The organism is Ruegeria sp. HKCCE4148 (genome assembly GCF_017872495.1).
In the GTDB taxonomy this organism is placed as follows: Bacteria; Pseudomonadota; Alphaproteobacteria; order Rhodobacterales; family Rhodobacteraceae; genus Ruegeria.
The window spans coordinates 26,189-51,829 of record NZ_JAEDOS010000016.1 but is presented as its reverse complement, the minus strand read 5'-3'; the positions used below and the strand labels follow the sequence as shown (position 1 = coordinate 51,829).

Genomic DNA, 25,641 nt, shown 5'->3' with positions numbered 1-25,641 from the left:
GATTGAGGCAAAACTGGATGACGACGAATAGTCTCCAACCATCACGTAGCTACTGGCAGGTGTAGAGGTTTGGGTTTGTGCCTACAGGCTATGCGCCCGCGCACGTAAGCCCCCTCGAGTTGACGACCCCTTATTGTATTTGATAAAGAATGTGCCCTTTTCCAAAAAATTAGGAGGACCTGCATATGTGGGTAGCATTCTCGACGCCCGAGGGTTCGGGCTTTTTCTCTGCCGTCGCCAAGGATGAGCGCGGCAACATCAGCGGACCGCACAAGGGGTCTCGCGTCTGTCTGCGGTTCCGCCGCGCTCAGGACGCCGAACTTCTGCGCAATTACGGTATGGACGGCGAGGTGATCGAAACACCGGGCGGCGACTATCGCTACCGAGCGTTCATTCCACGCAACCACCTGATGACGGTGCTGATGAACTTGGGCGACCGAATGGAATACCCTAATTTCAAGGACAGCATTCCCGAAGATGACATAGCACTCGCAAACGCATGCCACGAGGCATGGGCAGTATTCGGCGATTTACAGGAGGGTGGACCGTATGGATTGGGGTGAAAACATCCTTTTTTACCCAGAACGGTTGCCTCAAAGTTGCCTTGAGTAAAAAGCCCGCGAAATCATCAAGTGGGCCACACCATCTAAGTCTTTATTTTCAAGTGTAAACCAGTGGCGGACCGAGGAGGATTCGAACCCCCGACCCCTTGATTCGTAGTCAAGTACTCTATCCAGCTGAGCTATCGGTCCGCGTTGGTGAGGCGGTGTTTAGACCTGCCGCCCAGGACGTGCAAGTCGATTCTTCAAAAATATTTCAAAAAGTCATGTCGCCGCGCGGAAGGCTTATTTCGAACACGGTTCCTTCGGGTCCAGTCTGTTTCAAACTCAGGTCTCCACCATGTCCGCGCACAAGTTCCTGCGAAATCGCCAGCCCCAAACCCGAACCGCCCTTTCGAACTCCGCCCTGGAATGGTGTAAACAGGTTTTCGCGCGCTTTTGGTGGAAGACCCGGGCCTGTATCGCTGATTTCAATGCACCAGGTGTCTCCATATTCGCAGCCGGCAATTGTAACGCGCCCAGGCTTGCCCGCCGCAACCAGGGCCTGACGCGCGTTGCGCACGAGGTTCATGATAACCCGAAAAAGCTGCTCGGGGTCTGCGCGGACAATCAGATCTTCGGGAACTTCATTCACAATTTCGACGCAGGCATCGGCGACGGCAAGTTGTTCACTGGCTGCCACATCCGCGGCCAGCGACCGCACTGGAACCATCGTCAGCGTCGGGGCCGGTTCTTCCGCGCGCCCAAAGGCCAGCGTGCTTTCACACAAAGATACGGCACGGGTGATGGAATTCACCAATTTAGGGGCCATCCGACGAACCAGTGGATCATCGCTGGATTCGATCCTGTCCGTGAACAGCTGTGCCGATGTCAAAATATTGCGCAAATCGTGACTGACTTTGGCGACGGCACCACCCAGCTGCGCCAACCTCTCGCGCTGTCGCAGCGCCTGTGTGAGGTCAGTCTGCAGCATTTGCAGCGCCTCTTCAGCTTCGCGCAGCTCTGTCACTTTCGAGTTCGGCGAGATGATCCCCCGCGCGTCTTCGGGCGCGCTGGCATAGCGCTGCATATACCCCACTACGCTTTTGATTGGCCGTACAAGCACAACCCGTACAGCTAGGAAAAGCAGCGAAGCGGTGATAATCGAAATGACAAAAGACAAGCCAAGAATACGCAGGCCGTAGTCCACCATCGCCATTCGCAATGGCGCGCTGTCTGTGGTGACTTCAATCAGCAAGCCCGCACCTTTGACCGGCTCGCCAATAACTCGAATGATTTCATTTTCGGGCGTGACAATCCGGCTCATGGCGTCCCGGATCAGAACCCAGGGCCCCGCATCGCGCAGATCGTATGTCTTGGCAATTGAATCCGGAATCGGTGAAGACAACATAAGCTGCCGAACTTCGTCCCGACGCAAAACCACGTTATAAACACCCGCATTCGCCAACAGTTCGGCCTCGAGGTCATCAGCCAGCATATCGTCTGCCAGCAACGCCAGCGAAGCAATCTGGGCGCGCTCCAGACGGTTCAGCAGGAAATCCTCACGGAACCGAGCGATAGACGGGACAAAAATCAGGATTTCGGCCAACATAACGAAGACCGTCGTCAGGATCAGAAATCGGCCCGACAGCGAGTTCAAAATGCGCCCCTCCTCAGGTCAGGGAATCCAACGCTGGACGAACCTGACCACACGTTTAACTGTCTGATTCTCAAACAGCCTTGGCGTGAAATAAGCACCCGCCACGCGTTTGTTAAGCTCTCCGATCGTCGGATAGGGCGAAACCATTGCAGCAATCTGCCCCATCTTCAGGTTATTGGCCAATGCAAGCGACCACAAGTTGATCAACTCGCCTGCCTGATGACCCACGATTGTGGCCCCAACAGGACGGCCTTTGACAACCATGACCTTGATGAAGCCGTTTGTCCTACGCTCGGAAATGGCCCGGTCGTTGTGATGATAGTCAAAGCGGGCAATTTCGAGCCTGTCGCCATGCTGGTCGTGCGCTTGAGCTTCGGTCAGACCAACTTGCGCCAGTTCAGGATCTGTGTAGGTCGCCCAGGGGATATGAGCGGTCTTGGCTTTGGACGGCAGACCAAACAACGCCGAGCGAATTATGATACCCGCATGGTAGCCCGCCACATGAGTGAACTGCATCCCACCTGCAACATCACCAATGGCATAGATCCGGCGATTTGTCGTCCTGAGGGCTTCATCTGTCTTAATGCCGGTCCGGGTGCGGTCAATACCCGCCGCTTGCAGATTCAACCGGTCAATGTTTGCCTTGCGCCCGGCCGCGATCAAAAGATGAGATCCCTTGAGAATCTCACTGTTTTCGGTCACCACTTCTACCGCGCCTTCGCTGCCTCGGATCTGTGCCACCATGGCGCTTTCGCGGATATCGATACCTTCGCTACGTAGCGCTTCCAGCACCACCGCCGCGGCTTCGGGGTCGTCTTTGCCCAGCGCCCTTTGACCCTCTATGACCGTGACCTTACTGCCGAGGCGTCGATGGGCCTGCGCCATTTCCATACCGATCGGGCCACCGCCAATGATAAGCAAATGATCCGGCCGCTCGCGCAGGTCGAAAATAGTTTCATTCGTAAAGTAAGGAACCGCATCCAGCCCGGGAATCGGCGGCACCAGGGGCGATGACCCTGTTGCAATCACGATCCGGCGCGCAGTGATGAAGTGATCTCCTGCCTGCACTTGGTTGGAAGAGATAAAGGCACCGTATTCTCGGATCACCTTGACGCCAAGTCCTTCAAAGCGCTCTTGGCTGTCCATCGGTTCGATCTGGGCGATGACGTTATGCACATGGTCCTTGGCCGCCCCATAGTCGATCTGAGGAGTCACATCCGCTACCCCAAACGCCGCGGAATGCGTCTGACCATAAGCGGCCTTCCCGCTTGCGATCAGCGCCTTGGACGGGACGCAGCCGAAATTCAGGCAATCGCCGCCCATCTTGTGGCCTTCCAGCAAAACGACATCTGCACCCATCTGGCTGGCCCCAGCTGCAACTGACAGGCCGCCGGACCCGGCCCCAATGACCAGGAGGTCTGTTTTCAGTTCGGTCATGGCTCAGCTGTCCTTATTTGCGCGCAAGGCTTTGATGACGATGGGCAAAGCGGCCAGAACGCACAAGCCGATAATCGGTCCGATCACGAACGGCTCCCACAACAGAGACACATCCGGTGTTCCGCCGCGATCGAATACACCACCAAGCCCGACACCAATCCACGTGTAGACAATCCCCCCGGGAATAATGCCCAGGGCAGTGGTGATCAGGAAGTTGCGAAACTTCACGCCGACCAGAGCAGGCACCAGATTTGCAACAAAGAACGGAACAACCGGGACCAGCCGCAACAGGAACAGGACCGAAATCTCATTCTCGCGCAGACCATCCTTCAGCTTCTTGACCGTCCCTTCCGACGATTCCAAACGGGCGGTCAGCGACTCACCCAATCCCCAGCGTGCCGCCAGGAAAATAGCCGAAGCTCCGATGGTTGCAGCCACAACATTGAGAACCGTGCCCGCAAACAATCCAAACAAGAACCCGCCTGTCATCGACGCGACCGCCGCCCCCGGCAGCGAGAACGCTACAATGACGATATAAATGGCCACAAACGCTGCGGCCATGACCCAATAATGACCATCCCGCCAAGCCAAAAGCGCCTCGCGGTTGTCCCGCAAGGTTTCAAAGCTCAGGTAATCCCCCAGCGTGAAAAAGCCCGCAACGGCAACACCAAGGATCACCAGCAACGGAATATGGCGCGCAAACCCGCTGCGCGGTGCCTGGCTTGTTTCAGACATCAGGTTTTCCGGTTCTTTCTGTTTCATTCTGTGCCCAAGATGCGCTTCCAATCGGTCAAGCAACAGAGGGATCACGGGGCCTTGATCTTTGTGGCGCTGAATGTGAGAGATTTCATCGATAATTGGGTGTTTTGAAACCTTTTCAGCTCTGCGGGTACAGAATTGTTGCAAAAGGCGCGAAAACCCCACTGTTGGGGTTTGACTTACCACCCGCTTAGCAGTAGAGGACGGGCTTCGAACACTAGGGCCAGGCGAATCCGCGCCGCACCCCACCGCTATAGATTGGAGACGGAGCGATGAAACGCACCTATCAGCCTTCGAACCTGGTTCGCAAACGCCGCCACGGTTTCCGCGCGCGCATGGCCACCAAGGCCGGCCGCAAGATCCTGAACGCACGCCGCGCACGCGGCCGCAAGTCGCTGAGCGCGTAAACCGCTCACCGATCAGGTTATGAACATGACGCCGCCGGAGGCCCCTGAGGATGGTATGCACCAGCCCGGGAATACGCCCCCGGCGGCGTCCGTTTGTGCACCTGAACCTCTTGTCGTTCTTAAAAAACGGTCCGACTTTCTGAAAGCCGCACGCGCGCGCAGGCAAGGAACGTCGTCGATGATGGTCCAGGCGCGCAGACGCACTCCAGAAGAGGCATCCGGGATTCGCGTAGGTTTTACCTGCTCGAAGAAGGTCGGCAACGCCGTGGCCCGCAACCGCGCCAAACGTCGCTTACGCGAAGCCGCGCGGGCCATACTGCCCGAATCTGGTCGCGATGGGTGGGATTACGTTCTGATCGGCCGGGCCGAAGTCACGGCCAACCGCTCCTACGACGCACTGTTGAGTGACCTGCGCTATGCGCTGCGCAAGGTTCACGCACAGGGCAAATGACATTTCTGGCCCATATCGTCGCCCTGCCCGTTCGGGCCTATCGGTTGATTTTCAGCCCGTGGGTTGGCTTTAACTGTCGATATCAGCCAACGTGTTCAGCTTATGCGCTGGAGGCATTGGAAAAGCACGGTGCGATAAAGGGCGCATGGTTGGCCGCGCGTCGGATCGGGCGCTGTCATCCGTGGGGTGGCGACGGCTACGATCCGGTCCCTGACTCCGATACCTCGACCGATAAGGGCTAGACCCGGCATCCTGTCACCATCTTGCCCGGTTGGGCCAACTGCTGTAGGGGCAGCGCATGTTTGATGATGCAGACGATATCCACCCGCTGTTTGCTGGCGCGCCCTCGACCACCGAGTTCAAGAAGCTGCGCAAGCGTATCGTACGGCAAACCCGCGAAGCGATCGAGCAATACGGGATGGTAGACCCGTCTGCCCACGACAAGGACGGCAAACCGCCACGCTGGCTGGTCTGTCTGTCAGGCGGCAAGGACAGTTATACGCTGCTGGCCGTTCTCTACGAATTGAAATGGCGTGGCCTGCTGCCTGTGGATCTGCTGGCCTGCAATCTGGATCAAGGTCAGCCCGGATTTCCCGCGACAGTCCTGCCCGAATTTCTCGAACGCATGGATGTACCGCACCGGATCGAGTACCAGGACACCTATTCCGTTGTGATGGACAAGGTTCCGCAGGGCCGAACCTACTGCGCTCTGTGTTCACGCCTGCGCCGTGGCAACCTGTATCGCATCGCGCGTGAAGAGGGGTGCTCGGCGGTTGTTCTGGGCCATCACCGCGACGACATTCTTGAGACATTTTTCATGAATCTCTTCCACGGCGGTCGTCTGGCCACCATGCCGCCGAAGCTGGTGAATGAAGAGGGCGATCTTTTTGTCTTCCGACCGCTGGCCCATGTTGCCGAAGCCGATTGCGAGAAATTTGCCAATGCAATGCAATACCCGATCATACCCTGCGATCTTTGCGGCAGTCAGGACGGGTTGCAACGCCAGCAGGTGAAACAGATTCTCGATCAATGGGAAAAGAACAGCCCGGGTCGGCGTCAAGTTATGTTCCGCGCCTTAACAAATGCACGCCCTTCGCATCTGCTGGACGCGAAACTGTTTGATTTCCTTAACCTTTCAATAAATTCTGACAAAAAAACCGAAAACTTGGACGGAATTCCGCAGCTGCGTTAACGACTGACTCAGACTGGTTTCCTAGGCTCAACGGCGTGTCATTCATGCCCAAGGCCAAAAGCACGATGCGGAACCATTCTTCTATCGACCGTTTTATACGTTCTTTGAACTCCGTTTTTAACAGTCCATCAGCGCTGGCGTTTATTCCCGCGCTCAGTTTGGGTGCGTTCTGGATCGGGGGCGAACGTGCTTTGGTTTCAATTGCATTGGGCCTCCCCTTGGCAATCACAGGCCTTGGTGCGTTTTCGTCCAAACAAACCCGTCCGCGCTTGGGGCGGTCGGTTGGCCTATTGTCAAACGACGACTTCGCATCCGCATTAAACGAAGTGTTTGCTGAAACCTGTCGCAAAGGCGAAGACTCTGCTTGTTTTGCCGTGGTTCTGGATGATTACACTCAGTTGCTTGATCTTCATGGTCAGGCAGCCGCAAACCACGTTGCACAGCAGTTTTGCGCGCGTGTCATGTCCATGATCCGCACGAACGACTGCGCGACACGCGTTGGCGGGAATAAGATGATGGTGGTCTTGCGCCCCGCTGGCCAACTGGATCTAGAGGCCTGCATTCAAATGTCGGGGCGTATGCAATCGGCGGTGGAAGAGCCGATCATGCTGAATGGAACCGGCGTCTACATGTCGTGCTCTATCGGTTTCTGCCTAAGCGGCAGCTTTCCGGACGGGTCGGCTATGGACTGGCGCGATGCTGCGAATAACGCCCTGCTTGAAGCGCAACAGAATGGCCCATCCACGATTCGCGCCTTTTCGTCCGAAACCCGCCGCCGGGCTCAGGTCCGCTCCAATCTGCGCAAGGAGTTTGAAACTGCCCTGGACAGCGGTGAGATTCGTCCTTGGTTTCAACCTCAGATATCCACCGACACCGGGCGCGTCACTGGCTTTGAGGCACTGGCCAGATGGGAGCACCCTAAAAAGGGGGTTCTGGGCCCCAACGTCTTTCTGCCGTTTGCAGAACATGCCGATCTTATGGGTCGGCTGGGGCAGACCATGCGGCACTACGCATTTTCTGCCATGCGCGACTGGGATCAGGCAGAGCTTTATGTGCCGCGTATCGGCATCAACTTTTCCTCGGACGAGCTGCGCGATCCGGGCCTGATCGACCGCCTAAAATGGGAGTTGGATCAATTCGACCTGACACCCGACAGGTTGGCAGTCGAAGTGTTGGAGACCGTTTTTTCCCGTCGACCTGATGACGTCATAACCCGCAACGTCACCGGGTTGGCTACAATGGGCTGTTGCATTGATTTGGACGATTTTGGAACCGGCCATGCCTCGATCGCATCCATAAAACGATTCAACGTGTCGCGCATAAAGATCGATCGGTCTTTTGTCGCAAAAGCCGATCAAGACCCCAGCCAGCAGCAACTGGCAAGCGCCATTCTGACCATGGCTGAACGTTTGAATCTGGAAACACTGGCCGAAGGCGTCGAAACGCCAGGCGAGCATGCATTGATGGCCCAGTTGGGATGTGACCATGTTCAGGGTTTTGGTATCAGCAAGCCGATGCCAGTCGAAAAAACCAGGGACTGGATCATGTCCTATCGCAGCAAATTGAACCGAGTACCCAAAATTGGGCGGGAAACAGGTTAAAGAACCCCAAATCAAGCCAAAGAAGACCGGTACGTGACGAATTGAAGGGCGATTCCGCTTGACCTTTGGGCCCGCACTCTGTTGAACCCTGCGGGTGTCTTTCACTGCTCAAGGTGGCTGTCCCCTATGGACGATCAGAACAAGAATCTCATCCTCGCAACTGCGCTCAGCTTTCTCGTGATCCTGGTCTGGTTTGTGCTGTTCCCTCCGCCGGAACCGACACCTGCTCCTGAACAGGCTGAAATTTCCAATGTTGAAGGCAATGAGGTTCAGACGCCCAGCGCTGCAGGTACAGGCGCTGTGGGGGAAGCTACTGCGGCTGTGGGGGAAGCTACTGCGGCTGCGACAGAAGCTGAGCCCGAGGCCCAGGCGCCACGGATCGATATCGACACCCCGCGCCTGACCGGTAGCCTGTCGCTGGCCGGTGGTCGCATCGATGAGCTGTCGCTGAAAGACTATAAGGTTTCGCTGGCCGACGATTCTCCGATTGTCGAACTGATGTCACCGGTGGGGTCCGAGTCCGCGTATTATGCCCTATACGGTTGGGCCCCTGGCGCGGGCTTGAGCGGTGCCGACGTTCCCGGACCCAACACAATCTGGTCCGTTGAACAGGGCGAGACCCTTGGCGTTGACAGTCCGGTGACGCTTGTTTGGGACAACGGCAATGGTTTGACCTTCCGCCGCGCTATCTCGGTTGATGAGAACTATATGTTCAGCGTCACACAGTCGGTTGAAAACGCCACCGAAGCCGAGGTCGGCATGGCCCCCTACGGCATCCTGGCACGCCACGGTATCGGCGAAGACGGTGATCTGCCTGGCTTGAAGAATTTCTTCATTCTCCATGAAGGCGTCATCGGCATGGCCGACGGGACACTGACGGAGGTGGACTATGGCGACGTCCGTGATTTCGACATCGACCCGAATGAGCGTGCGCAGGCCGAGGTATATCAGGTAAAGGAAAATGGCTGGATCGGTTTCACCGATCATTATTGGATGACCACTCTGATCCCTGAGCCTGGTTCCGCATTCAAAGCTGCCGCCAAGTATGACTCGCGCCGCAAAATCTATCAGACAGAAACGGTTCTGCCGACGCTGACAGTTGCGCCGGGCGCGACCGAGCAGGTCACCACACGCCTTTTTGCCGGTGCAAAAGAATGGGAGGCCATTCGGGAATACCAGTCAGAAGGCGTTCAGAAGTTCATCGACAGCATTGATTGGGGCTGGTTCTTCTTCCTGACCAAACCGATCTTCTGGCTTCTGCACAACATCAACGTGCTGATTGGCAACATGGGTTGGTCGATTATCGGCCTGACGCTGATCATCAAGGCGATTCTGTTCCCGCTGGCGTTCAAATCCTACGTCTCGATGGCGAAGATGAAAGAACTGCAGCCGCAGATGGAGGCCCTGAAAGAGGCCGCCGGCGACGACCGGCAGAAGATGCAGCAAGGCATGATGGAACTGTACAAGAAGGAAAAGGTGAACCCGGCTGCGGGCTGTTTGCCGATCCTGTTGCAGATCCCGATCTTCTTCTCGCTGTATAAGGTGATCTTTGTCACGATCGAACTGCGTCAGGCCCCCTGGTTCGGCCCGTTCCAGGATCTGAGCGCGCCGGATCCGACCTCGATCTTCAACTTCTTTGGCTGGCTGCCCTGGGCCGCACCCGCGCCCGAAAGCTTCATGGCGCTGATCTTCATCGGTATTCTGCCGCTGTTGCTGGGTATCTCGATGTGGCTGCAGCAAAAGCTGAACCCGGCACCAACCGACGCTACACAAGCGATGATCTTTGCCTGGATGCCTTGGGTCTTCATGTTCATGCTGGGCGGTTTCGCCAGCGGTCTGGTTGTCTACTGGATTGCGAACAACACGATCACGTTCACGCAGCAATATCTGATCATGCGCAGTCAGGGCTATACCCCGGACGTATTCGGGAACATTAAGTCCGGCTTCAAGAAGACGCCAAAAACGGACAACAAATGAGCGGCACAGTCTCAAACCTCTGGCGTCACCCGATCAAAAGCCATGGTCGAGAAACGCTGAGCCAAGTCACAGTCATCCCCGGGCAGACCATGCCCGGGGATCGCGTTTGGGCGGTGGCTCATGAGGCGGCCAAGACAGATGGTTCGGACTGGGCCCCTTGTTCGAATTTCACCCGGGTCGCTAGAGCACCCGAGCTGGCGGCGATCTCAGCCGAACTCCAAGACGAGCGTGTAACTTTGCGCCATCCTGACCGGCCTGATCTGCTATTTGCCCCGGATACCGAACAAGAGGTTTTCCTGGATTGGGTAAAACCTCTGATGCCCGCCGACCGCGCGGCACCTGACAGAATAGTCCGGGTTCCGGGACGCGGGATGACCGACAGTGATTTCCCATCCATCAGCCTGTGCAACATGGCATCACACCGCGCTGTCGAGCAAAAGCTTGGCCAGTCGCTGTCCACCGTCCGCTGGCGCGGGAACATCTGGTTTGACGGCCTGCCCTTGTGGGAAGAGTTTGACTGGTTGGGGCGCGACGTCCGCATTGGGCAGGCCGTGTTCCGTATCCGCGAACGCATTACCCGTTGCATGGCCACCACCGCGAACCCAGAGACTGGCGCACGTGACGCAGACACTCTGGGTGCGCTGAGCAATTGGGGCCATCAGGATTTCGGTGTTTACGCCGAAGTCATTCAGGGTGGTGAAGTCCGCCTGAATGATGAGGTGCGCGTGCTATGACATCGCTTCCGTTTCCACTGGCTGAAGAGCCGGATGACCTTACCAAAGAACACGGGCGCAAGCTGTTTGCTGGCCCTTCTGAATTTGTCAAAGGCGTGGTCGCCATGAACGGCCTGCCCGCCCCTGATCGGTTGGAGGTCTGTTTTGCAGGCCGGTCGAACGTCGGCAAATCCAGTCTGATCAACGCGCTGACCGGAACCAAGGGTTTGGCGCGCGCCTCGAACACGCCCGGGCGCACGCAAGAGATCAATTTTTTCACCCAAGGCCCCGAACTCTATCTGGTGGACTTGCCCGGCTATGGATACGCCAACGCCCCGCTGAAAGTGGTGGAGAAATGGCAGAAGCTGCTGAAACAGTATCTCAGTGGTCGCCAGACCCTGCGACGTGCCTTTGTACTGATCGATGCGCGCCACGGCGTGAAGCCAGTCGATGCCGAGATCATGAAGCTGCTGGACACCAGCGCCGTGACCTTTCAATGCGTTCTGACCAAGTCGGACAAGGTCAAGGCCAAGGACCGCGAAAAGGTGCTGGACCAAACACGTGCGGCCCTATCCAAGCACCCCGCAGCGTTCCCGGAAATCGTGCTGACCTCTTCCGAAAAAGGCGACGGTATCGCGACCCTGCGGTCCATCATTGCGCATCTGGAATAGCTTCACACTTGGCAGGGCCGGACAAAGGCCCTAACACAGGTCTCCAAAGGGACTTTAGCCATGAAGACAAGAGATATGAACCGGGACTGGATCGCCACCGCAGCCACACTCAACAGCGCTCTGCCCTATCTGCAGCGCTATGACGGGGCCATTGTCGTCATCAAGCTGGGCGGTCACGCAATGGGCAGCGATGAGGCGATGGAAAGCTTCGCCCGTGACGTGGTTCTGATGCGTCAGGTTGGGGTTAATCCAGTTGTCGTTCATGGTGGCGGTCCGATGATCAACGCGATGCTGGACAAGCTGGATATCCAGTCTGAATTCGTGAACGGCAAGCGTGTGACAGACACAGCAACCGTCGAAGTGGTCGAGATGGTTTTGTCCGGTCTTGTGAACAAGCGCATTGTCCAGGCGATCAACGATCAAGGGGGTTCTGCCGTGGGGCTGTCTGGCAAGGATGCAAACCTGATGGTCTGCGACCAGACGGACGCATCTCTGGGATATGTGGGCACCCCCTCTGACATGAACCCGAAGATTCTGCATGACTTGTTCTCTCATGATGTGATCCCGGTGATTGCCCCGTTGGGTGCCGGCCGCGATGGTGAAACCTTCAACGTCAATGGCGATACGGCGGCGGGCGCAATTGCCTCGGCCCTGAAAGCCGACCGTCTGCTGCTGCTGACCGATGTCTCAGGCGTCAAGAATGCCGCCGGAGATGTTGTGACCGAACTGAAGGCAGGACAAATTCGCGAAATGACCCGCGAAGGCACGATCGCGGGCGGCATGATCCCCAAAACTGAAACGGCCCTGGACGCGCTGCACAGCGGCGTCCGGGCCGTGGTGATCCTGGACGGGCGCGCACCGAATGCCGTGTTGCTAGAATTGTTTACAGAACACGGGGCCGGGTCGCTTATAAGGCCGGACTGACCCGTTCAAGGAAGGATGAAACATGGCCAATCTTGCGCAGCCTTCCTCTGACCCAAATGCGATATCCTATGACCACATCGTTGAGGTCGCTCATCGTGAGGGACTGATTGTCATGGGAGCACTGCGTCCCCGTAAGGTGGAAGCCAAACAGCTTGAATCCGGTACGTTGGTCCTTTTAGGCGCCGGAGGGGACTTTTGGCCTGTTTTGAAGGCCGCACCAGAATGGGGGGCACCGGACCCGGTTGACCGCTGGTCCGCTAGGATCATTGGCGAAATAGCCCAGACATTTAATGCCGAGGCCTATTTTCCTTTTGGCGGGCCACCTTATGCCCCTTTCATCGATTGGGCCCTGAAATCAGGACGGACCTTCAGCAGCCCGGTGGGCGCTTTGGTGCATGACACGGTGGGCATGATGATCTCATATCGAGGTGCACTGCACTTTGCCGAAGAATTCAGTATCCCGGACACACCCGGACAATCTCCCTGCATTACCTGCGTCGCGCCATGTACGCAGGCCTGCCCGGTCGGTGCCCTGAACGCTCAGGAATTCTACAACATCTCAGCCTGCCACAGCCACCTTGACACAACCCAAGGACAGACCTGCATGACCGGCGGATGTCTTGCCCGCCTTGCATGCCCTCTCAGTGCAGGAGCGGAGCGCACATCAGAACAGTCGGCCCATCACATGAGGTCGTTCCACACGTCATGACCCGCACGCTGATCCTGACACGCCACGCCAAATCCAGCTGGGATAACCCGATTTTGGATGATCATGCGCGCCCGTTGAACAAACGTGGACGCAAGTCAGCCTCCGCAATTGCCAAATGGCTGCGTACACATGGTTGGGTGCCGGATGAGGTTCTCAGCTCGACCTCGACCCGAACCCGCGAAACCTGGGATAGGATGTCCATGACGGCCCGGCGCGCAAAGTTTCGCGACGCGCTCTACCTGGCGGGGCCTGACCAGATGATACGCCAGTTATTCGAAGCAAAGGGGCAAACCGTTTTGATGTTGGGGCACAATCCTGGGATAGCGCAGCTTGCCCACCAGCTGGTGCGGGAAGCTCCGACACATCCGCGATTTCTGGACTATCCGACCTGCGCAACGACCGTCATGGAATTTGACATCACCAGTTGGACCGAGGTGCAATGGCACAGCGGAAAAATCCTTGGATTCGCCATTCCGCGCGAGTTGCTGGAATAAAAAAGGCGGGGCAAAACCCCGCCCTTTCTTCAATTTCAGGCCGTTTAGTGCCCCAAAATCTGGCTGAGGAACAGTTTGGTCCGTTCGCTCTGCGGATTGTTGAAGAACTCTTCCGGCTCGTTCTGTTCCACGATCTGGCCCGCGTCCATAAAGATCACGCGGTTGGCGACTTGACGGGCAAAGCCCATCTCGTGGGTCACACAGAGCATGGTCATACCTTCCTCGGCCAGTTCGATCATGGTGTCGAGCACCTCTTTGATCATCTCGGGGTCCAGCGCCGATGTTGGTTCATCGAACAACATGATCCGCGGCATCATGCACAGCGAACGCGCAATCGCCACACGCTGCTGCTGACCACCGGACAGCTGACCGGGGTACTTCAAGGCCTGATCGGGGATCTTCACCTTCTCAAGGAAGTGCATCGCGCGCTCTTCAGCCTCTTTCTTGGGCGTCTTGCGCACCCAGATCGGGGCCAGCGTGCAGTTTTCCAGAATGGTCAGATGCGGGAACAGGTTGAAGTGCTGAAACACCATGCCAACCTCAGACCGGATCTTGTCGATGTTTTTCAGGTCATTCGACAGCTCGATCCCGTCCACGACAATCTTGCCCTGCTGGTGTTCTTCCAGCGCGTTCAGGCAGCGGATCAGCGTGGATTTACCCGAACCCGACGGGCCCGCGATAACGATCCGCTCGCCTTGATTGACGGTCAGATTGATGTCGCGCAGCACGTGGAATGATCCGTACCACTTGTTCATGCCGTTGATTTCGATGGCGACCTCATCGCTCACCTGCATCTTCGAGCGGTCGATTTCGCGTTCTACTGCAAGTTCAGACATGTGTTGAACTCCTTAACGATGATCTGTGGCAAGGCGACGCTCGAGCCACTGAGAATATTGAGAAATGCCGTAACAGACGACGAAGAACAGAAGCGCGGCAAAGCCCAGAAGCTCCCAATAGACGCCGTTCCATTCGGTCGACGCCAGAATGGGACCCCGGATCATGCCCACCAGATCGAACATCGAGATGACCGAAACCAGTGTGGTATCCTTGAACAGGCCCACGGCCACGTTCACGATCCCGGGAATCGAAATCTTCAGAGCCTGCGGCAGGATGATCAGCCGCATCGCTTGCGGGTAATCCAGACCCAGACTGTCTGCTGCTTCGTACTGTCCACGCGGAAGTGCCGCCAGACCGCCACGGATCACCTCGGCGATATAGGCGGCTGAGAACATGGTGATCATGATCACAACACGCAGGAACAGGTCGACTGTGCTGTCAGGCGGGAAGAAATACGCCAGCATCACCGAAGCCACGAACAGCAGCGTGATCAGAGGCACGCCACGGATGAATTCGATAAAGATAACGCAAACCCACTTGATCAGCGGCATGTTCGACTGACGACCCAAGGCCAGCGCGATGCCCAGCGGCACCGACAGAGACACACAGGTCACACCCAGCATCATGTTCAGCATGAAGCCACCCAGATCACGGCTGGGAACAGCTGTGAGCCAAGCATTCTCTGATGCACTTTCCGGGATCAGAGCTCCGCCGACGTTCCAGATGACCAACGCAGTCACGATAGCCCCAAAGAAGCCGGCAGCAAAACTGTTGTTGCCCAGCTTCTGGAACACAGCACCTGCTGCAATGAAACCGACAAGCGCCACCAGAGGAACCAGGATCGTACCGCCCCAGATCAGCCAAAAGGCCACAAACGGGTAAACCGCAGTGAACAGCAGCATCTTGCGTGGCAGGTCAAAGAACAACACCGGGGCAAGGGCAACCAGCATCAGCACAAAGGCCAGGTTCGGTCTCCAATAAGCGTCGGCAGGGTATTTGAAGCCATAGATCAGCTGAGGCCAGCGTTCCGTCAGAACCGCAAAACAGGCGCCGGTCTTGCCGTCCAGGATCTCGCGACATTCCGCCAGAGAGTTGGCATTCCACACCCCGTTCAAAATCCACGGCAACGTGTTTTTCAACAGAATGTAGATCAGCACCAGCGACAGCACCGTCAGGATGGTGTTTGTCACGCCCGAGAAGAGGTTCTCGCGTAGCCACTTGACCACTCCGACTTCATTTGCCGGTGGGGGCGAAGGCGGGATAGTGCCTTCGGCCACAAAGGCGATCGGGTTTGTTGTTTGATCACTCATGGCTCAGCGCTCCTTCAACTTAACGGAGGCGTTGTAGATGTTCATCGCCATCGAAATCAGCAACGAGGCTGTCAGATAGAAGAGCATCAGCAGCAGCACACATTCGATCGCACGACCGGTCTGGTTCAGCGTGATGCCGCCCAGCGTGGCAGTGATGTCTGCATAACCAACAGCGATCGCCAGCGACGAGTTCTTGGTGATGTTCAGGTATTGCGAAATAAGCGGCGGTATGATGACACGCAGTGCCTGGGGCAGAACGACAAGGTTCATGATCCGTCCGGGACGCAAACCCAGCGCGGCGGCGGCCTCGGTCTGACCTTTGTTGATCGCCTGAATACCCGCACGTACGTTTTCCGCAATGAAGGCACCGGTGTAGATCGACAGGGCGAACCACAATGCAATCAGCGGGCCGCCAACCTTGATACCACCGCTGAAATTAAAGCCTTTCAGAGCGGGAATATCCCAGGTCAAACCCATGATGAGCATCAGCAAGGCAAAGGGCACCAGCCAAACAGCCAATTTGACCAAGAATGTCTTCGGACGTTCGCCGGTCTCTTCCTGTTTCAATGTGGCCCGCTTTTCGATCTCGTGCGAGGCGAACCACGAACCGATCAAAACGACAATCACCAGCAACCAGTTCAGAATGGTTGCGCCAAACAGCCCGTTTGCGAACTCGGGCCGCGGGATATAGACACCCCGGTTGGTAAAGGCAAAGGCGTCGAACAACATACTGGATGTGGCGGCATCGCCCCGGAACGCGCGTGGCGCGGGCAGTACAGCCGTCATGATGGTGAAGATTATGATGATCCAGATCAGAACCGGAATATTCCGGAAGATCTCGACATAGACCGCCATCAGTTTCGACACGAGCCAGTTGTTCGAAAGCCGCAGAACCCCCGCGATCACGCCGAACACCGTGGCCGTAATACATGCCAGAAAGGCAACCAACAGCGTGTTGAGAATACCAACAACAGCCGCACGCCCGTGACTGGACTGGCTGTCATATTCTATCAGTCTCTGGTTGATGTCATACCCGGAGGAGTCGCCCAAAAACGAGTAAGAGATGTTGAGCCCTGCGGCCCGAAGGTTCTGGATCAGGTTGTTTCCGAGATACCAGATGGAAAGCGCAATAACGATCGCCGCGATCACCTGAAACGTCAGGGAGCGATAGCGAGTGTCGTTAATGAGCATGGACAACCGAAAGTCAGCTTTCGGTGGATCAGTCATAGTCGACATATTTTGAAATCCCCGTAGCGTGCGGTTTTTTTGTCTTGGCGAGTTTTTCCCGCTCTGAATGCTTCCGCAGCTCTTTGATGTGAAGAGGGCGCAGGTTATACCCTGCGCCCATCTCCGTAGATTTTAGCGGAACGGCGGCGAATACAGCAGGCCGCCTTCGGTCCACTGAGCGTTCAAGCCGCGCGCCAGACCAATCGGAGTTTCTTCACCGATGTTCTTGGCGAATACTTCACCATAGTTGCCACCTGCTTTGATGGCTTTGGCAGCCCAGTCAGCGTCCAGGCCCAGCATCTCACCCAGAGTACCTTCGGTACCCAGCAGGCGGTTGATTTCCGGGTTGTCGGTGCCACCGCTCAGCTCATCGATATTGGCCGAGGTCACACCCAGTTCCTCTGCCGAGACCAGCGCGTTCAGAGTCCAGCGGACAACGTCGCCCCACTCGTGGTCACCGTGGCGAACCAGCGGTCCCAGAGGCTCTTTCGAAATGATTTCGGGCAGCAGAACGTGCTCGTCCGGTGCTTCAAACGTGGCGCGCGTCGCTGCCAGACCCGATGCGTCAGTGGTGTAAACGTCACACGAACCAGCCAGATATTGTTGCTGCGCTTCGGCGTTGGTTTCGATCGGAACCGGCTCATAGCTGATGTTGTTCGAGCGGAAGAAGTCCGCCAGGTTCAGCTCGGTTGTGGTGCCGGTCTGGATACAAACGGTTGCGCCGTCCAGTTCCTTGGCCGAGCTGACGCCCAGCGCCTTGGGAACCATGAAGCCCTGACCGTCATAGTAGTTCACACCAGTGAATTCGAACTTCAGGTCGACGTCGCGGCTGAAGGTCCATGTGGTGTTACGGGCCAGCATGTCGATTTCGCCGGATGCCAGCGCAGTAAAGCGTGTTTTACCGGTGGTCGGAACAAACTCAACGGCGTTTGCGTCGCCCAGAACGGCAGCAGCAACAGCGCGGCACAGCGAAACGTCAAAGCCTTGCCATTCACCATTTGCGTCGGGTGCAGCAAAACCAACCAGACCGGTGGTCACGCCGCAATTCAACTTGCCGCGCGCCTTGACGTCGTCAATGGTGCCCGCCGCAGCTGCACCAGCAGCCAGACCGGCAATCGTCGCCGCGCCCAAGATTACGGATTTTTTCATTTTTACCTCTTCCTGATTTTCCGTCTCATAAGAAACGGCTCTGCCCGGCAAGTGGATGCCGGATAGGTTACCCCAAAGGTGTCTCCCCTTTAGTGGGACTGAGTTTGGGCGTATTCATAAACAAACGTCAAGGGTCGGATCATCGAAATCGATGGTTCACCCCCCAAGCCCTTTGCACAATTGCCCAAATATCAGGAATTATGGCTCAAACCGACATATCAAAGAAGCGTTTTGCATGTAGAAACGCCGCCCTTTTGACCTCAGCAACCTCATGCGCCTCGTCATCATGGCCCCATTGCTCGATCTGCCAGATTTCGTCCAGTCGCGAAATGCGCCATATCTCGTCCGGATTGCGCCAATCCAAGGCTGCCGCGAACCCAAGAATCAACGACCCTGACAGGCTGACAAGATCGTGGAAGGCCGCCAGTTGAAACGCATTCAGCGCATGGACCCGTGCGCGCAGCGTCTCCAAGGCCGGACGCGCTTGTGGTTGGTGCAGCACCCCTGCGACCGGTACCAGACGAACGGACAACGTAGATTCGGCCCAATCCAAGGCCGGGTCCCATTCGTCCCTTTGGCGGTTCTGCAGCTCTTGCGGGTGCGTGGCACGGTAACACAGCAGATCAGAATCGCCGTAATCGGCCAGCATGTCGGCCACTTCTGCATGCTGAACGCGCACTTTGTCGATTGCGGCATTCGCAGAACGTGTGAACGGCATTGTCGCAGGATCAACTTCTTTTTCCTGCGCATCCCATTCTACCGCGACCGCTTCGGCCATGCTGCGGGTCGGTAAGATCAAACCTTTCTTGGCGGGCGTTTTGACACATCGACCGTCCAATTCAACCGCAAACCCGCCGTCGGCCTCGACAACGGCACTGTCTTTCCAGAAGCGTTTTGGTTTCCAGTCGCTCATTTCCTAGTTCCATATTCCAGCCAGCGCCGTGGGCAACTGGTCAAATGTCTCGATCACGCAAGTCGCCGAAGCCAAAGCCGAGCGATCATGGTATCCCCAGGTCACCCCAATTCCGCGCACACCCGCCGCCGCAGCCATGTCCATGTCAAAGCTCGTGTCACCAATCATCACTGCGCAATCCGGATCAACACCGGTTTCAGACAAGGCGGTCTGCACCATGGACGGGTGTGGCTTGGACGGGTGATGATCTGCAACCTGACGCGTCACAAAATAAGCCTCCAGCCCGTGCGCCTCGATCAACGCATCAAGACCGCGCTGTGACTTGCCGGTGGCTACTCCTAAAAGTACTTCGGGCACAGCGTGTAACGCTTCAATCGCCTCACGCGCGCCGGGATAAAGCGGCGAACTGGCCGCACCCAGGTCCAGCCGATGTGCGTGGTAAGCCTCTTTGTACCCTTCAACCAGATCACCCTGGACCAAGGATGGTTGATCCGGTGCCAGTCGCGCAATGGCGTGTGGCAAGGACAGACCCACAATCGAAAGGATCGCGTCGCGCGACGGGACAGGCACCGAAGCAGCCTGAAAGCTGGTTGTCATGGAGTGAACGATACTGCCCTGACTGTCGACCAGCGTGCCGTCGACATCAAACAGAACCAGCCGTAAGGGTGCGCTCATTGCAGATCCTCAAACGGATCGTCAGCAGCCAGATCCTCGGTCCACCCGAACGTATCCCAGCTGTGCTTCATATGATCCGGCAAAGGTGCCGTGACTGTCACAGGCTTACGGGTCATTGGGTGTTGAAACGACAGTCGCCGGGCATGCAGGTGAAGCTTTTTACTAATGATCCCACCCAGTTGCGCGCCCCAGCCGTCGCCAAGGTTTTCCTGGCCCGAGCCGCCATATTTTCCATCGCCAATAATCGGATGCCCGATGGCCGCCATGTGGGCCCGCAGCTGGTGCGTCCGCCCGGTGATCGGCTCCATTGCAACCCATGCGGCACGGCCGGCCACCCGGTAGAGGGTCGCGTAATGCGTGTGCGCGCGTTTGGCGCCTGGTGTGCTGTCGATTTCGTTCATATGCACGGGGATCATCTTTTCGCCTTCGCCGTGCTTGCCATGACCCGGTGCTTTGACAAGGCCCGTCTTGATCTCACCCAGGTAGGGAGTCGGAACACCGGCCACCAGTGCCCAATAAATCTTGCGCGTGTCGCGGTGACGGAAAGCGGCCGTCAGGCCCTTGGCGGCCTCACGCGTGCGGGCCATCAGCAGAACACCTGACGTATCTTTGTCCAAGCGGTGGACCAGACGCGGGTTCTCGTCATAGCCGAACCGCAACGCCTCGGACAGGCTGTCGACATGCCGGGTCTGCCCGCTGCCGCCCTGAACCGGCAGGCCCTGCGGCTTGTTGAGCGCCAGAATGTGATCGTCGCGGTAGATCACGCAGGACTGGATCATCTTGGCATCGGCATCCGAGATACGATGTTTGACCTCAGCCGGTTTGTGATCTGCGTCAGGCAAAGGCGGCACACGCACCACTTGCCCGACCTCCAGCCGGGTCGAGGCTTTGGCGCGGCTGCCATCGACACGCAGCTCACCCTTGCGGCACATCTTTTCAATGCGGCCCTGACTGACATGCGGAAAAAGACGGCGCAGCCAGCGGTCAACGCGCTGGTCGCCATCCCCTTCAGCGACTGTAATCATCTGTACGCCACTCATGCCATTAACCCTTGCACCGCGCGGGTGAGCCGCCCGGATTGCACCTTTGTCCGTGTCCCAGAAATCATGGGCGTCTGTCGCGCGCAATGCGCCAAGAGTCAAGGTATCTGGCTGTTGCGATCAGATGTTCGAGAAATCCCCGTGTCGCCCCGCCCCGTCCCGGAAACGCCCCGCGCCCGAGGTTCCTTCACGGCGGATCGCCTCCAACCCGTTGGCCCATTCCACCTTGAGCGCTTCGCGCACCGGCATACCCCGCGTTTCGATGATCGAACGGCGGTCAGCCCGCACAGCCTCTTGCGGAAAACGTGCAATTTCATGGGCCGTTTCTTCAGCTGCAGAACGCGCTTCACCATGCGGGACGACCTTTTCTGCCAGCCCGATCCGATAACATTCTTCGGCCTCGACTTTCCGACCTGTCAAGGCGATCTCCAGCGCTTTGCCTTGCCCCACCAAACGCGGCAACCGGACCGAGCCGCCATCCATCAGCGTAATCCCCCAGCGGCGGCAGTAAACACCCAGATATGCCGTTTCCGCCATCACGCGGATATCGCACCAAAGAGCAAGCTCCATGCCTCCGGCCACGGCGGCACCCTCAATCGCGCCGATGACCGGTTTCGAAAGCTCCAGCCGGGACGGTCCCATCGGCCCAAGTGTCGAAGTGGCTGAACCTATTGGAAAGGTATGTTTGTCGAAATACGCCTCACGCAGTTCAGGGTCGGCCAGCGAGGCGGCGAGTTTCAGATCCCAGCCCGCGCAGAAATTGCCACCTTTGCCCCAGAACACAGCGGCTTTGGCAGAACTGACTTCAAAACTCAGGAATGCGTCAACCAGAGCTACAGCGTGTTCCGTATCAACGGCATTTCGTGCATCCGGCCTGTCATGGATGATGGTCCAGACGTCTTGGGTCTTTTCAATTGAAACCGGCATTTCCCGTCCTCCCTTGCTGGTATTGACCCAAGGGAAGCGTTCAATTGCGAACCTGTCGCCTGTGACGCGGCGGCATGTTCAATACTAACCCTGCGTAACTAACTGTTGCGCTGCGTCCGAAGCTTGGCAAAGTAATCGAGGCGCTTTTTCAGCTCTCGTTCGAACCCGCGTTCGACCGGCTGATAGAGGTCCGGGCGTTTCATCGTTTCAGGGAAGTAGTTCTGACCGGAAAACCCATCCTCGGCGTCATGGTCATAAGAGTAACCCGCACCATATCCCTGATCCTTCATCAGCGAAGTGGGTGCGTTCAGGATATGCTTGGGCGGTGGCTCGCTACCGGACTGCTTGGCCAGTCGCATGGCCGCTTTATAGCCCACGTAAGCCCCATTGGATTTTGGGGCCAGCGCCAAATAAACCAAGGCTTGAGCCAGCGCCAATTCCCCTTCGGGAGACCCCAGCCGTTCATACGTTTCCCACGATTGCAGGCAAATGGCCTGCGCCTGAGGGTCCGCCAGACCGATATCCTCAACTGCCATCCGCGTAATCCGACGCGCCAGATAGCGCGGGTCTTCGCCGCCGGTTAGCATTCGTGCGAACCAGTACAGCGCAGCATCCGGGTCAGACCCACGTACCGATTTATGCAGGGCCGAGATCAGGTTGTAATGCTCATCACCCGACTTGTCGTATTTCGCAGCCCGCCGCATCAGCCGCGTCGACAATGCATCGGGATCCAGCGGCGCGTCCACTTTCCAGGCCGAGACCTGTTCGATCAGGTTCAGCAACGCCCGCCCATCGCCGTCTGCCATTTCCTGCAACGCATCGCGCGCAGCCGGGGTCAAAGGCAATGCGCGGTCCAACTCTTTCTCGGCGCGCTGCGTCAGGCGTTCAAGGTCGGCAAGGCTGAGGCGTTCCAGTACCAGAACCTGCGACCGGCTTAGCACAGCGGCATTAAGTTCAAATGACGGGTTTTCGGTTGTGGCACCGACCAACAGGATGGTGCCGTCTTCCATATGGGGCAGAAACCCGTCTTGCTGTGCCTTGTTGAAACGGTGGATCTCGTCCACGAACAACAGCGTCCCCTGCCCGTTCTGCCGGCGAATCTTGGCGGCCTCGAAGACCTTCTTCAGGTCAGGCACACCCGTGAAGATCGCACTGATCTGGACAAAATGCAGATCGGTTTCCTGCGCCAAAAGCCGCGCTATGGTCGTCTTTCCTACCCCGGGCGGACCCCAAAAGATCAGGCTGGACAGACTGCCCGCCGCCAGCATCACGCCCAGCGGAGCTTCCGGCCCCAGCAACTGCTCCTGACCGATGACGTCGCCCAGCGATTGGGGCCGCAATCGATCTGCCAAAGGGCGGTGCGGGGCATCGACGGGTTCGGTTGGCCCGGTGTCGAACAGATCGCTCATACGTTACAGCCGGAATCGCAGGGACACGGAGCGGCCTTCGCGTTGAAGCCCCATGTGCACGCGGCGTCCCGGGTCCGTCATTGCGCGTTCGACATCACCGGGGCGCTGAATATCGGCCGCATTGATGGTCTCGATCACATCGCCAGGCCGCAACCCGGCCCGCGCGCCAAAAGCGCCCGGATCGACGACAACAACGCCGGTCAGAGACAGGGGCAGACCCAGCTTGGTAATCACCGCCGGATTGATTCGGGACACAACTAAGCCCGGCAGAACTGTATTGTCGTCCAGCGCGGTTTCTTCGGCAGCGGGTGTTTCAGGTGCTTTGATCAAGGCCACCTCGACCTCATCGCTTTGGTCGCCGCGCAGCCGCGTCAGAACCGAGCTTCCCCCCACACCCGCAATAGACATGCGGAACTTCATTTCAGCGGGGGAGTTCACCTCGTCCCCGTCCACATGGGTGACAACATCGCCCACCTTCAGCCCCGCCTCGCGCAGCGGGCTGAGGTCATGCAGGTCCGAGATCACAACGCCCAGCGGGATAACCAGCCCCAAAGATTCCGCGATATCCGCGCTCATGTGCTGACCCGACATTCCCGCCCAAGGGCTGACAAAGCTGTCATTGCCTTGCTGCGCCTGTTTCAGGAACTCAGCCACCAGATTTGCCGGGATGGCAAAACCGATACCGTTGGAACCGCCCGACCGTGTCAGGATCGACGTGTTGATCCCGATCAGATCGCCATTCACGTCGATCAATGCGCCGCCGGAATTGCCCGGGTTGATCGCCGCATCCGTCTGGATGAAATACCCGCGACCGTTGCCCGTTGCCGTTCCCGTGCGCGCCAGACCCGAGATGATGCCCGAGGACACGGTTTGCCCCACACCAAAGGGGTTCCCAATGGCCAGGGCCAGTTCGCCAACTTCAACCTGATCGGAATCCCGCAGGCTCAGGAAAGGCAGGTTTTCGGCCTCTTCTAAGCGCAGGATCGCGATGTCGCTTTCTTCATGGCCAAGTACAACTGTGGCCGAAAACTCGCGTCGGTCCGTGGTGACGACCCGGATCTCTGTTGCGGACCCAACCACATGATAGTTGGAGACCACGTAACCGTCATCGGACAGGATCACACCAGAACCCAACGAGTTTTGAACGCGCGGCTGTGGCGTGCCAAAGCCCCGGCCAAAGAAGTCTTGAAAAAACGGGTCCGAAAAGAACGGGCTGGCCCGCCCCTGCCGCACGATCTTGGCATAGATATTCACGACCGCAGGAGAGGCTTTTTTCACCACAGGAGCAAATCCCAGCGAAATCTCGGCCTGCGACTGCGGCACGCGTGTTTCAGCCGTCGCAAATGTGGAAACTGCACAGGTCAAAGCGATAAGTGTCGCGCGAAGCATGGATACCTCTACCTCAAAAGCTGCGTAGGATATGCGACTACGGGCGCGCTAATGCAAGCACCTGTCCGGCGCACTCAATCCAGCGGCGCGTGCAGGCGGGTCCCTTTTGTAATGATCCCGCCCCGATTACCCACTTCGATCGACCCGTAACGCTGTTTGAAAACGTCAGGTAACTCCCGGTCTCCCTCGGGTGAGAGCCATAGGCGAAAAAGATGCCGACGGTCGGCCGGATCAGGCCAGTCCACAAAACCCGTCCGGTCATGCAACTGAGAATGGTTGTAGACAAATTGCATATCGCCGGGTTGCAACCGCATGGTCAGATATAGATCTGGGTCGTTCGACAAGGAGTCGAACTTGTCCAAAGCAGCGACATGCTCTGGGGTCAGGCGCATGGCTTCGGGAAACCGCTGCGCACTGTCGATATACTGCCGCTGATAGAACACGGTCAGCTTGCCATCATGCCAATTGAAGGGCGGAATGGTCATAAAGGGCTGCATCCCTTCCGGCACTTCGCCGCGCCGGTCGGTCGCTATCGGGTCGAACAATCGCTCCAGCAGGTCCGGGCATTCGTTGCGCATCCGGTTGTAGATTGCTTCAGCGCTGAACAGCAGTGAATCCCCGCCCTCCTTGGCGTCCCGAAAACACAATAGCCCTACGATATCGGCGCTGTCTGTGTGAAATGTCTGGCGCTCGTGAGTCTGATAGATCCGCGTGTTCGGGTCATTTGCGTCCGCACCGATATCCCGGACATAACCCAGAATATGCCCCTGCGCATTCAGGGATCGCGCCGATCCCAAATGGGCACCCACCCCGCAGAAGATCGCGGCGGCCATCTCCTGAGAATAGGTCTCGACCGGCAGGCCCCGGATCACTTCGAACCCAATACCGTTGATCAGCGTGTCTTTTAGAGTCTCAAGATGGCGGTCGAACCGGCGCAACGGAAAATCTGTTTTGGTGATTTCGCCAATATCCTGCCCCAAGCTTAGATAGTGGCGCGCGGCTTGCTCAAGGTCTGCGACATCCACAGGGCTCAGATGCAACAGCCATTCATTCTTCCGCGCTGCCATTTCCCGTCCGTTCCAAACAGATGGACCGGTGATTTGTGCCGGTAATTCAGAAAACACGGTCATCGCTGCCTCCAATCACGCTGTTTCAATATTCACGCGTGAGAAAGCACAGTTCATCATCTGAAGTCACCGAAACTTGTTAAAATACGACACCCATCTGGTCC

At 57.4% G+C, this 25,641-nt stretch carries 26 protein-coding genes and 1 tRNA gene; 12 read left to right on the top strand and 15 right to left on the bottom strand.

Features of this window, described 5'->3' with window-relative positions; translation table 11 throughout:
• The first annotated feature begins 185 nt into the window (after positions 1-185).
• A complete protein-coding gene (locus tag I9187_RS21335) occupies positions 186-563 on the top strand; it encodes a hypothetical protein (RefSeq protein ID WP_171722497.1) in 378 nt (125 codons plus the stop codon).
• A gap of 112 nt (positions 564-675) precedes the next feature.
• On the opposite strand, the gene I9187_RS21330 is transcribed toward I9187_RS21335, so the two are convergent.
• The 4 genes from I9187_RS21330 to I9187_RS21315 form a co-directional block, all read right to left on the bottom strand.
• A tRNA-Arg gene (locus I9187_RS21330) sits at positions 676-752 on the bottom strand.
• A 64-nt stretch (positions 753-816) separates the two neighbouring features.
• Positions 817-2,202 carry an ATP-binding protein gene (locus I9187_RS21325; protein WP_171238474.1) on the bottom strand — a complete coding sequence of 462 codons (1,386 nt, stop codon included), beginning with the start codon at positions 2,200-2,202 and terminating at the stop codon, positions 817-819.
• Positions 2,203-2,217: 15 nt separating this feature from the next.
• Positions 2,218-3,636 (bottom strand): FAD-dependent oxidoreductase, encoded by a 1,419-nt coding sequence (locus I9187_RS21320; protein WP_209509898.1) that lies wholly within the window; start codon positions 3,634-3,636, stop codon positions 2,218-2,220.
• 3 nt (positions 3,637-3,639) lie between these two features.
• Complete coding sequence (locus I9187_RS21315) at positions 3,640-4,371, bottom strand: TVP38/TMEM64 family protein (protein ID WP_171620155.1); 732 nt, start codon at positions 4,369-4,371, stop codon at positions 3,640-3,642.
• Positions 4,372-4,667: 296 nt separating this feature from the next.
• On the opposite strand from I9187_RS21315, the gene rpmH reads away from it, so the two are divergent.
• The 11 genes from rpmH (at position 4,668) to I9187_RS21260 (ending at position 13,534) form a co-directional block, all read left to right on the top strand.
• Positions 4,668-4,802: a 50S ribosomal protein L34 gene (gene rpmH, locus I9187_RS21310; RefSeq protein ID WP_005980833.1), complete on the top strand. Its 135-nt coding sequence runs from the start codon at positions 4,668-4,670 to the stop codon at positions 4,800-4,802.
• A gap of 25 nt (positions 4,803-4,827) precedes the next feature.
• Entirely contained in the window at positions 4,828-5,253 is a 426-nt protein-coding gene (gene rnpA / locus I9187_RS21305; protein WP_171619969.1) for a ribonuclease P protein component, read from the top strand.
• A complete protein-coding gene (gene yidD / locus I9187_RS21300; RefSeq protein WP_209509897.1) occupies positions 5,250-5,495 on the top strand; it encodes a membrane protein insertion efficiency factor YidD in 246 nt (81 codons plus the stop codon). Before rnpA ends, yidD begins: the two co-directional genes overlap by 4 nt.
• 56 nt (positions 5,496-5,551) lie before the next feature.
• Entirely contained in the window at positions 5,552-6,445 is an 894-nt protein-coding gene (ttcA, locus tag I9187_RS21295; RefSeq protein ID WP_171235903.1) for a tRNA 2-thiocytidine(32) synthetase TtcA, read from the top strand.
• Positions 6,446-6,489: 44 nt separating this feature from the next.
• Entirely contained in the window at positions 6,490-8,046 is a 1,557-nt protein-coding gene (locus I9187_RS21290; RefSeq protein WP_245223349.1) for a bifunctional diguanylate cyclase/phosphodiesterase, read from the top strand.
• Positions 8,047-8,172: 126 nt separating this feature from the next.
• Complete coding sequence (gene yidC, locus I9187_RS21285) at positions 8,173-10,023, top strand: membrane protein insertase YidC (RefSeq protein ID WP_209509896.1); 1,851 nt, start codon at positions 8,173-8,175, stop codon at positions 10,021-10,023.
• Entirely contained in the window at positions 10,020-10,757 is a 738-nt protein-coding gene (locus I9187_RS21280; protein ID WP_209509895.1) for an MOSC N-terminal beta barrel domain-containing protein, read from the top strand. Before yidC ends, I9187_RS21280 begins: the two co-directional genes overlap by 4 nt.
• Positions 10,754-11,407, top strand: a complete 654-nt coding sequence (gene yihA, locus I9187_RS21275; protein ID WP_171619979.1) for a ribosome biogenesis GTP-binding protein YihA/YsxC — start codon at positions 10,754-10,756, stop codon at positions 11,405-11,407. Before I9187_RS21280 ends, yihA begins: the two co-directional genes overlap by 4 nt.
• A 60-nt stretch (positions 11,408-11,467) precedes the next feature.
• Complete coding sequence (gene argB, locus I9187_RS21270; protein ID WP_171181652.1) at positions 11,468-12,331, top strand: acetylglutamate kinase; 864 nt, start codon at positions 11,468-11,470, stop codon at positions 12,329-12,331.
• Positions 12,332-12,353: 22 nt separating this feature from the next.
• Positions 12,354-13,040 carry a ferredoxin gene (locus I9187_RS21265; RefSeq protein WP_171238458.1) on the top strand — a complete coding sequence of 229 codons (687 nt, stop codon included), beginning with the start codon at positions 12,354-12,356 and terminating at the stop codon, positions 13,038-13,040.
• Entirely contained in the window at positions 13,037-13,534 is a 498-nt protein-coding gene (locus I9187_RS21260; RefSeq protein WP_171619983.1) for a histidine phosphatase family protein, read from the top strand. The genes I9187_RS21265 and I9187_RS21260 overlap by 4 nt, the downstream gene beginning before the upstream one ends.
• Positions 13,535-13,578: 44 nt before the next feature.
• Here the strand turns inward: I9187_RS21260 and I9187_RS21255 are convergent, their stop codons facing one another.
• The 11 genes from I9187_RS21255 to I9187_RS21205 all read right to left on the bottom strand — a co-directional run bounded on the left by I9187_RS21255 (position 13,579) and on the right by I9187_RS21205 (position 25,540).
• Entirely contained in the window at positions 13,579-14,370 is a 792-nt protein-coding gene (locus tag I9187_RS21255; protein ID WP_280922860.1) for an amino acid ABC transporter ATP-binding protein, read from the bottom strand.
• 12 nt (positions 14,371-14,382) lie between these two features.
• Positions 14,383-15,681, bottom strand: a complete 1,299-nt coding sequence (locus I9187_RS21250) for an amino acid ABC transporter permease (protein ID WP_171181646.1) — start codon at positions 15,679-15,681, stop codon at positions 14,383-14,385.
• Positions 15,682-15,684: 3 nt separating this feature from the next.
• On the bottom strand, positions 15,685-16,917 hold the full coding sequence (locus tag I9187_RS21245) for an ABC transporter permease subunit (protein WP_171181644.1): 1,233 nt from the start codon (positions 16,915-16,917) through the stop codon (positions 15,685-15,687).
• Between the two features lie 123 nt (positions 16,918-17,040).
• The gene (locus I9187_RS21240) at positions 17,041-18,057 is read right to left on the bottom strand and encodes an amino acid ABC transporter substrate-binding protein (protein WP_171181642.1); all 1,017 of its coding nucleotides are present in this window, start codon (positions 18,055-18,057) and stop codon (positions 17,041-17,043) included.
• A gap of 205 nt (positions 18,058-18,262) precedes the next feature.
• Positions 18,263-18,970 (bottom strand): ATP12 family protein, encoded by a 708-nt coding sequence (locus tag I9187_RS21235; protein ID WP_209509894.1) that lies wholly within the window; start codon positions 18,968-18,970, stop codon positions 18,263-18,265.
• Between the two features lie 3 nt (positions 18,971-18,973).
• Complete coding sequence (locus I9187_RS21230) at positions 18,974-19,645, bottom strand: HAD-IA family hydrolase (RefSeq protein WP_171235896.1); 672 nt, start codon at positions 19,643-19,645, stop codon at positions 18,974-18,976.
• On the bottom strand, positions 19,642-20,685 hold the full coding sequence (locus I9187_RS21225) for an RluA family pseudouridine synthase (RefSeq protein WP_171238477.1): 1,044 nt from the start codon (positions 20,683-20,685) through the stop codon (positions 19,642-19,644). The genes I9187_RS21230 and I9187_RS21225 overlap by 4 nt, the downstream gene beginning before the upstream one ends.
• A 120-nt stretch (positions 20,686-20,805) precedes the next feature.
• The gene (locus tag I9187_RS21220) at positions 20,806-21,612 is read right to left on the bottom strand and encodes a crotonase/enoyl-CoA hydratase family protein (protein WP_171619985.1); all 807 of its coding nucleotides are present in this window, start codon (positions 21,610-21,612) and stop codon (positions 20,806-20,808) included.
• 98 nt (positions 21,613-21,710) lie between these two features.
• The gene (locus I9187_RS21215; protein ID WP_209509893.1) at positions 21,711-23,021 is read right to left on the bottom strand and encodes a replication-associated recombination protein A; all 1,311 of its coding nucleotides are present in this window, start codon (positions 23,019-23,021) and stop codon (positions 21,711-21,713) included.
• A 3-nt stretch (positions 23,022-23,024) separates the two neighbouring features.
• The gene (locus I9187_RS21210) at positions 23,025-24,410 is read right to left on the bottom strand and encodes a trypsin-like peptidase domain-containing protein (protein WP_171181633.1); all 1,386 of its coding nucleotides are present in this window, start codon (positions 24,408-24,410) and stop codon (positions 23,025-23,027) included.
• A 74-nt stretch (positions 24,411-24,484) separates the two neighbouring features.
• Entirely contained in the window at positions 24,485-25,540 is a 1,056-nt protein-coding gene (locus tag I9187_RS21205; RefSeq protein WP_171181631.1) for a TauD/TfdA family dioxygenase, read from the bottom strand.
• Positions 25,541-25,641: the final 101 nt, after the last annotated feature.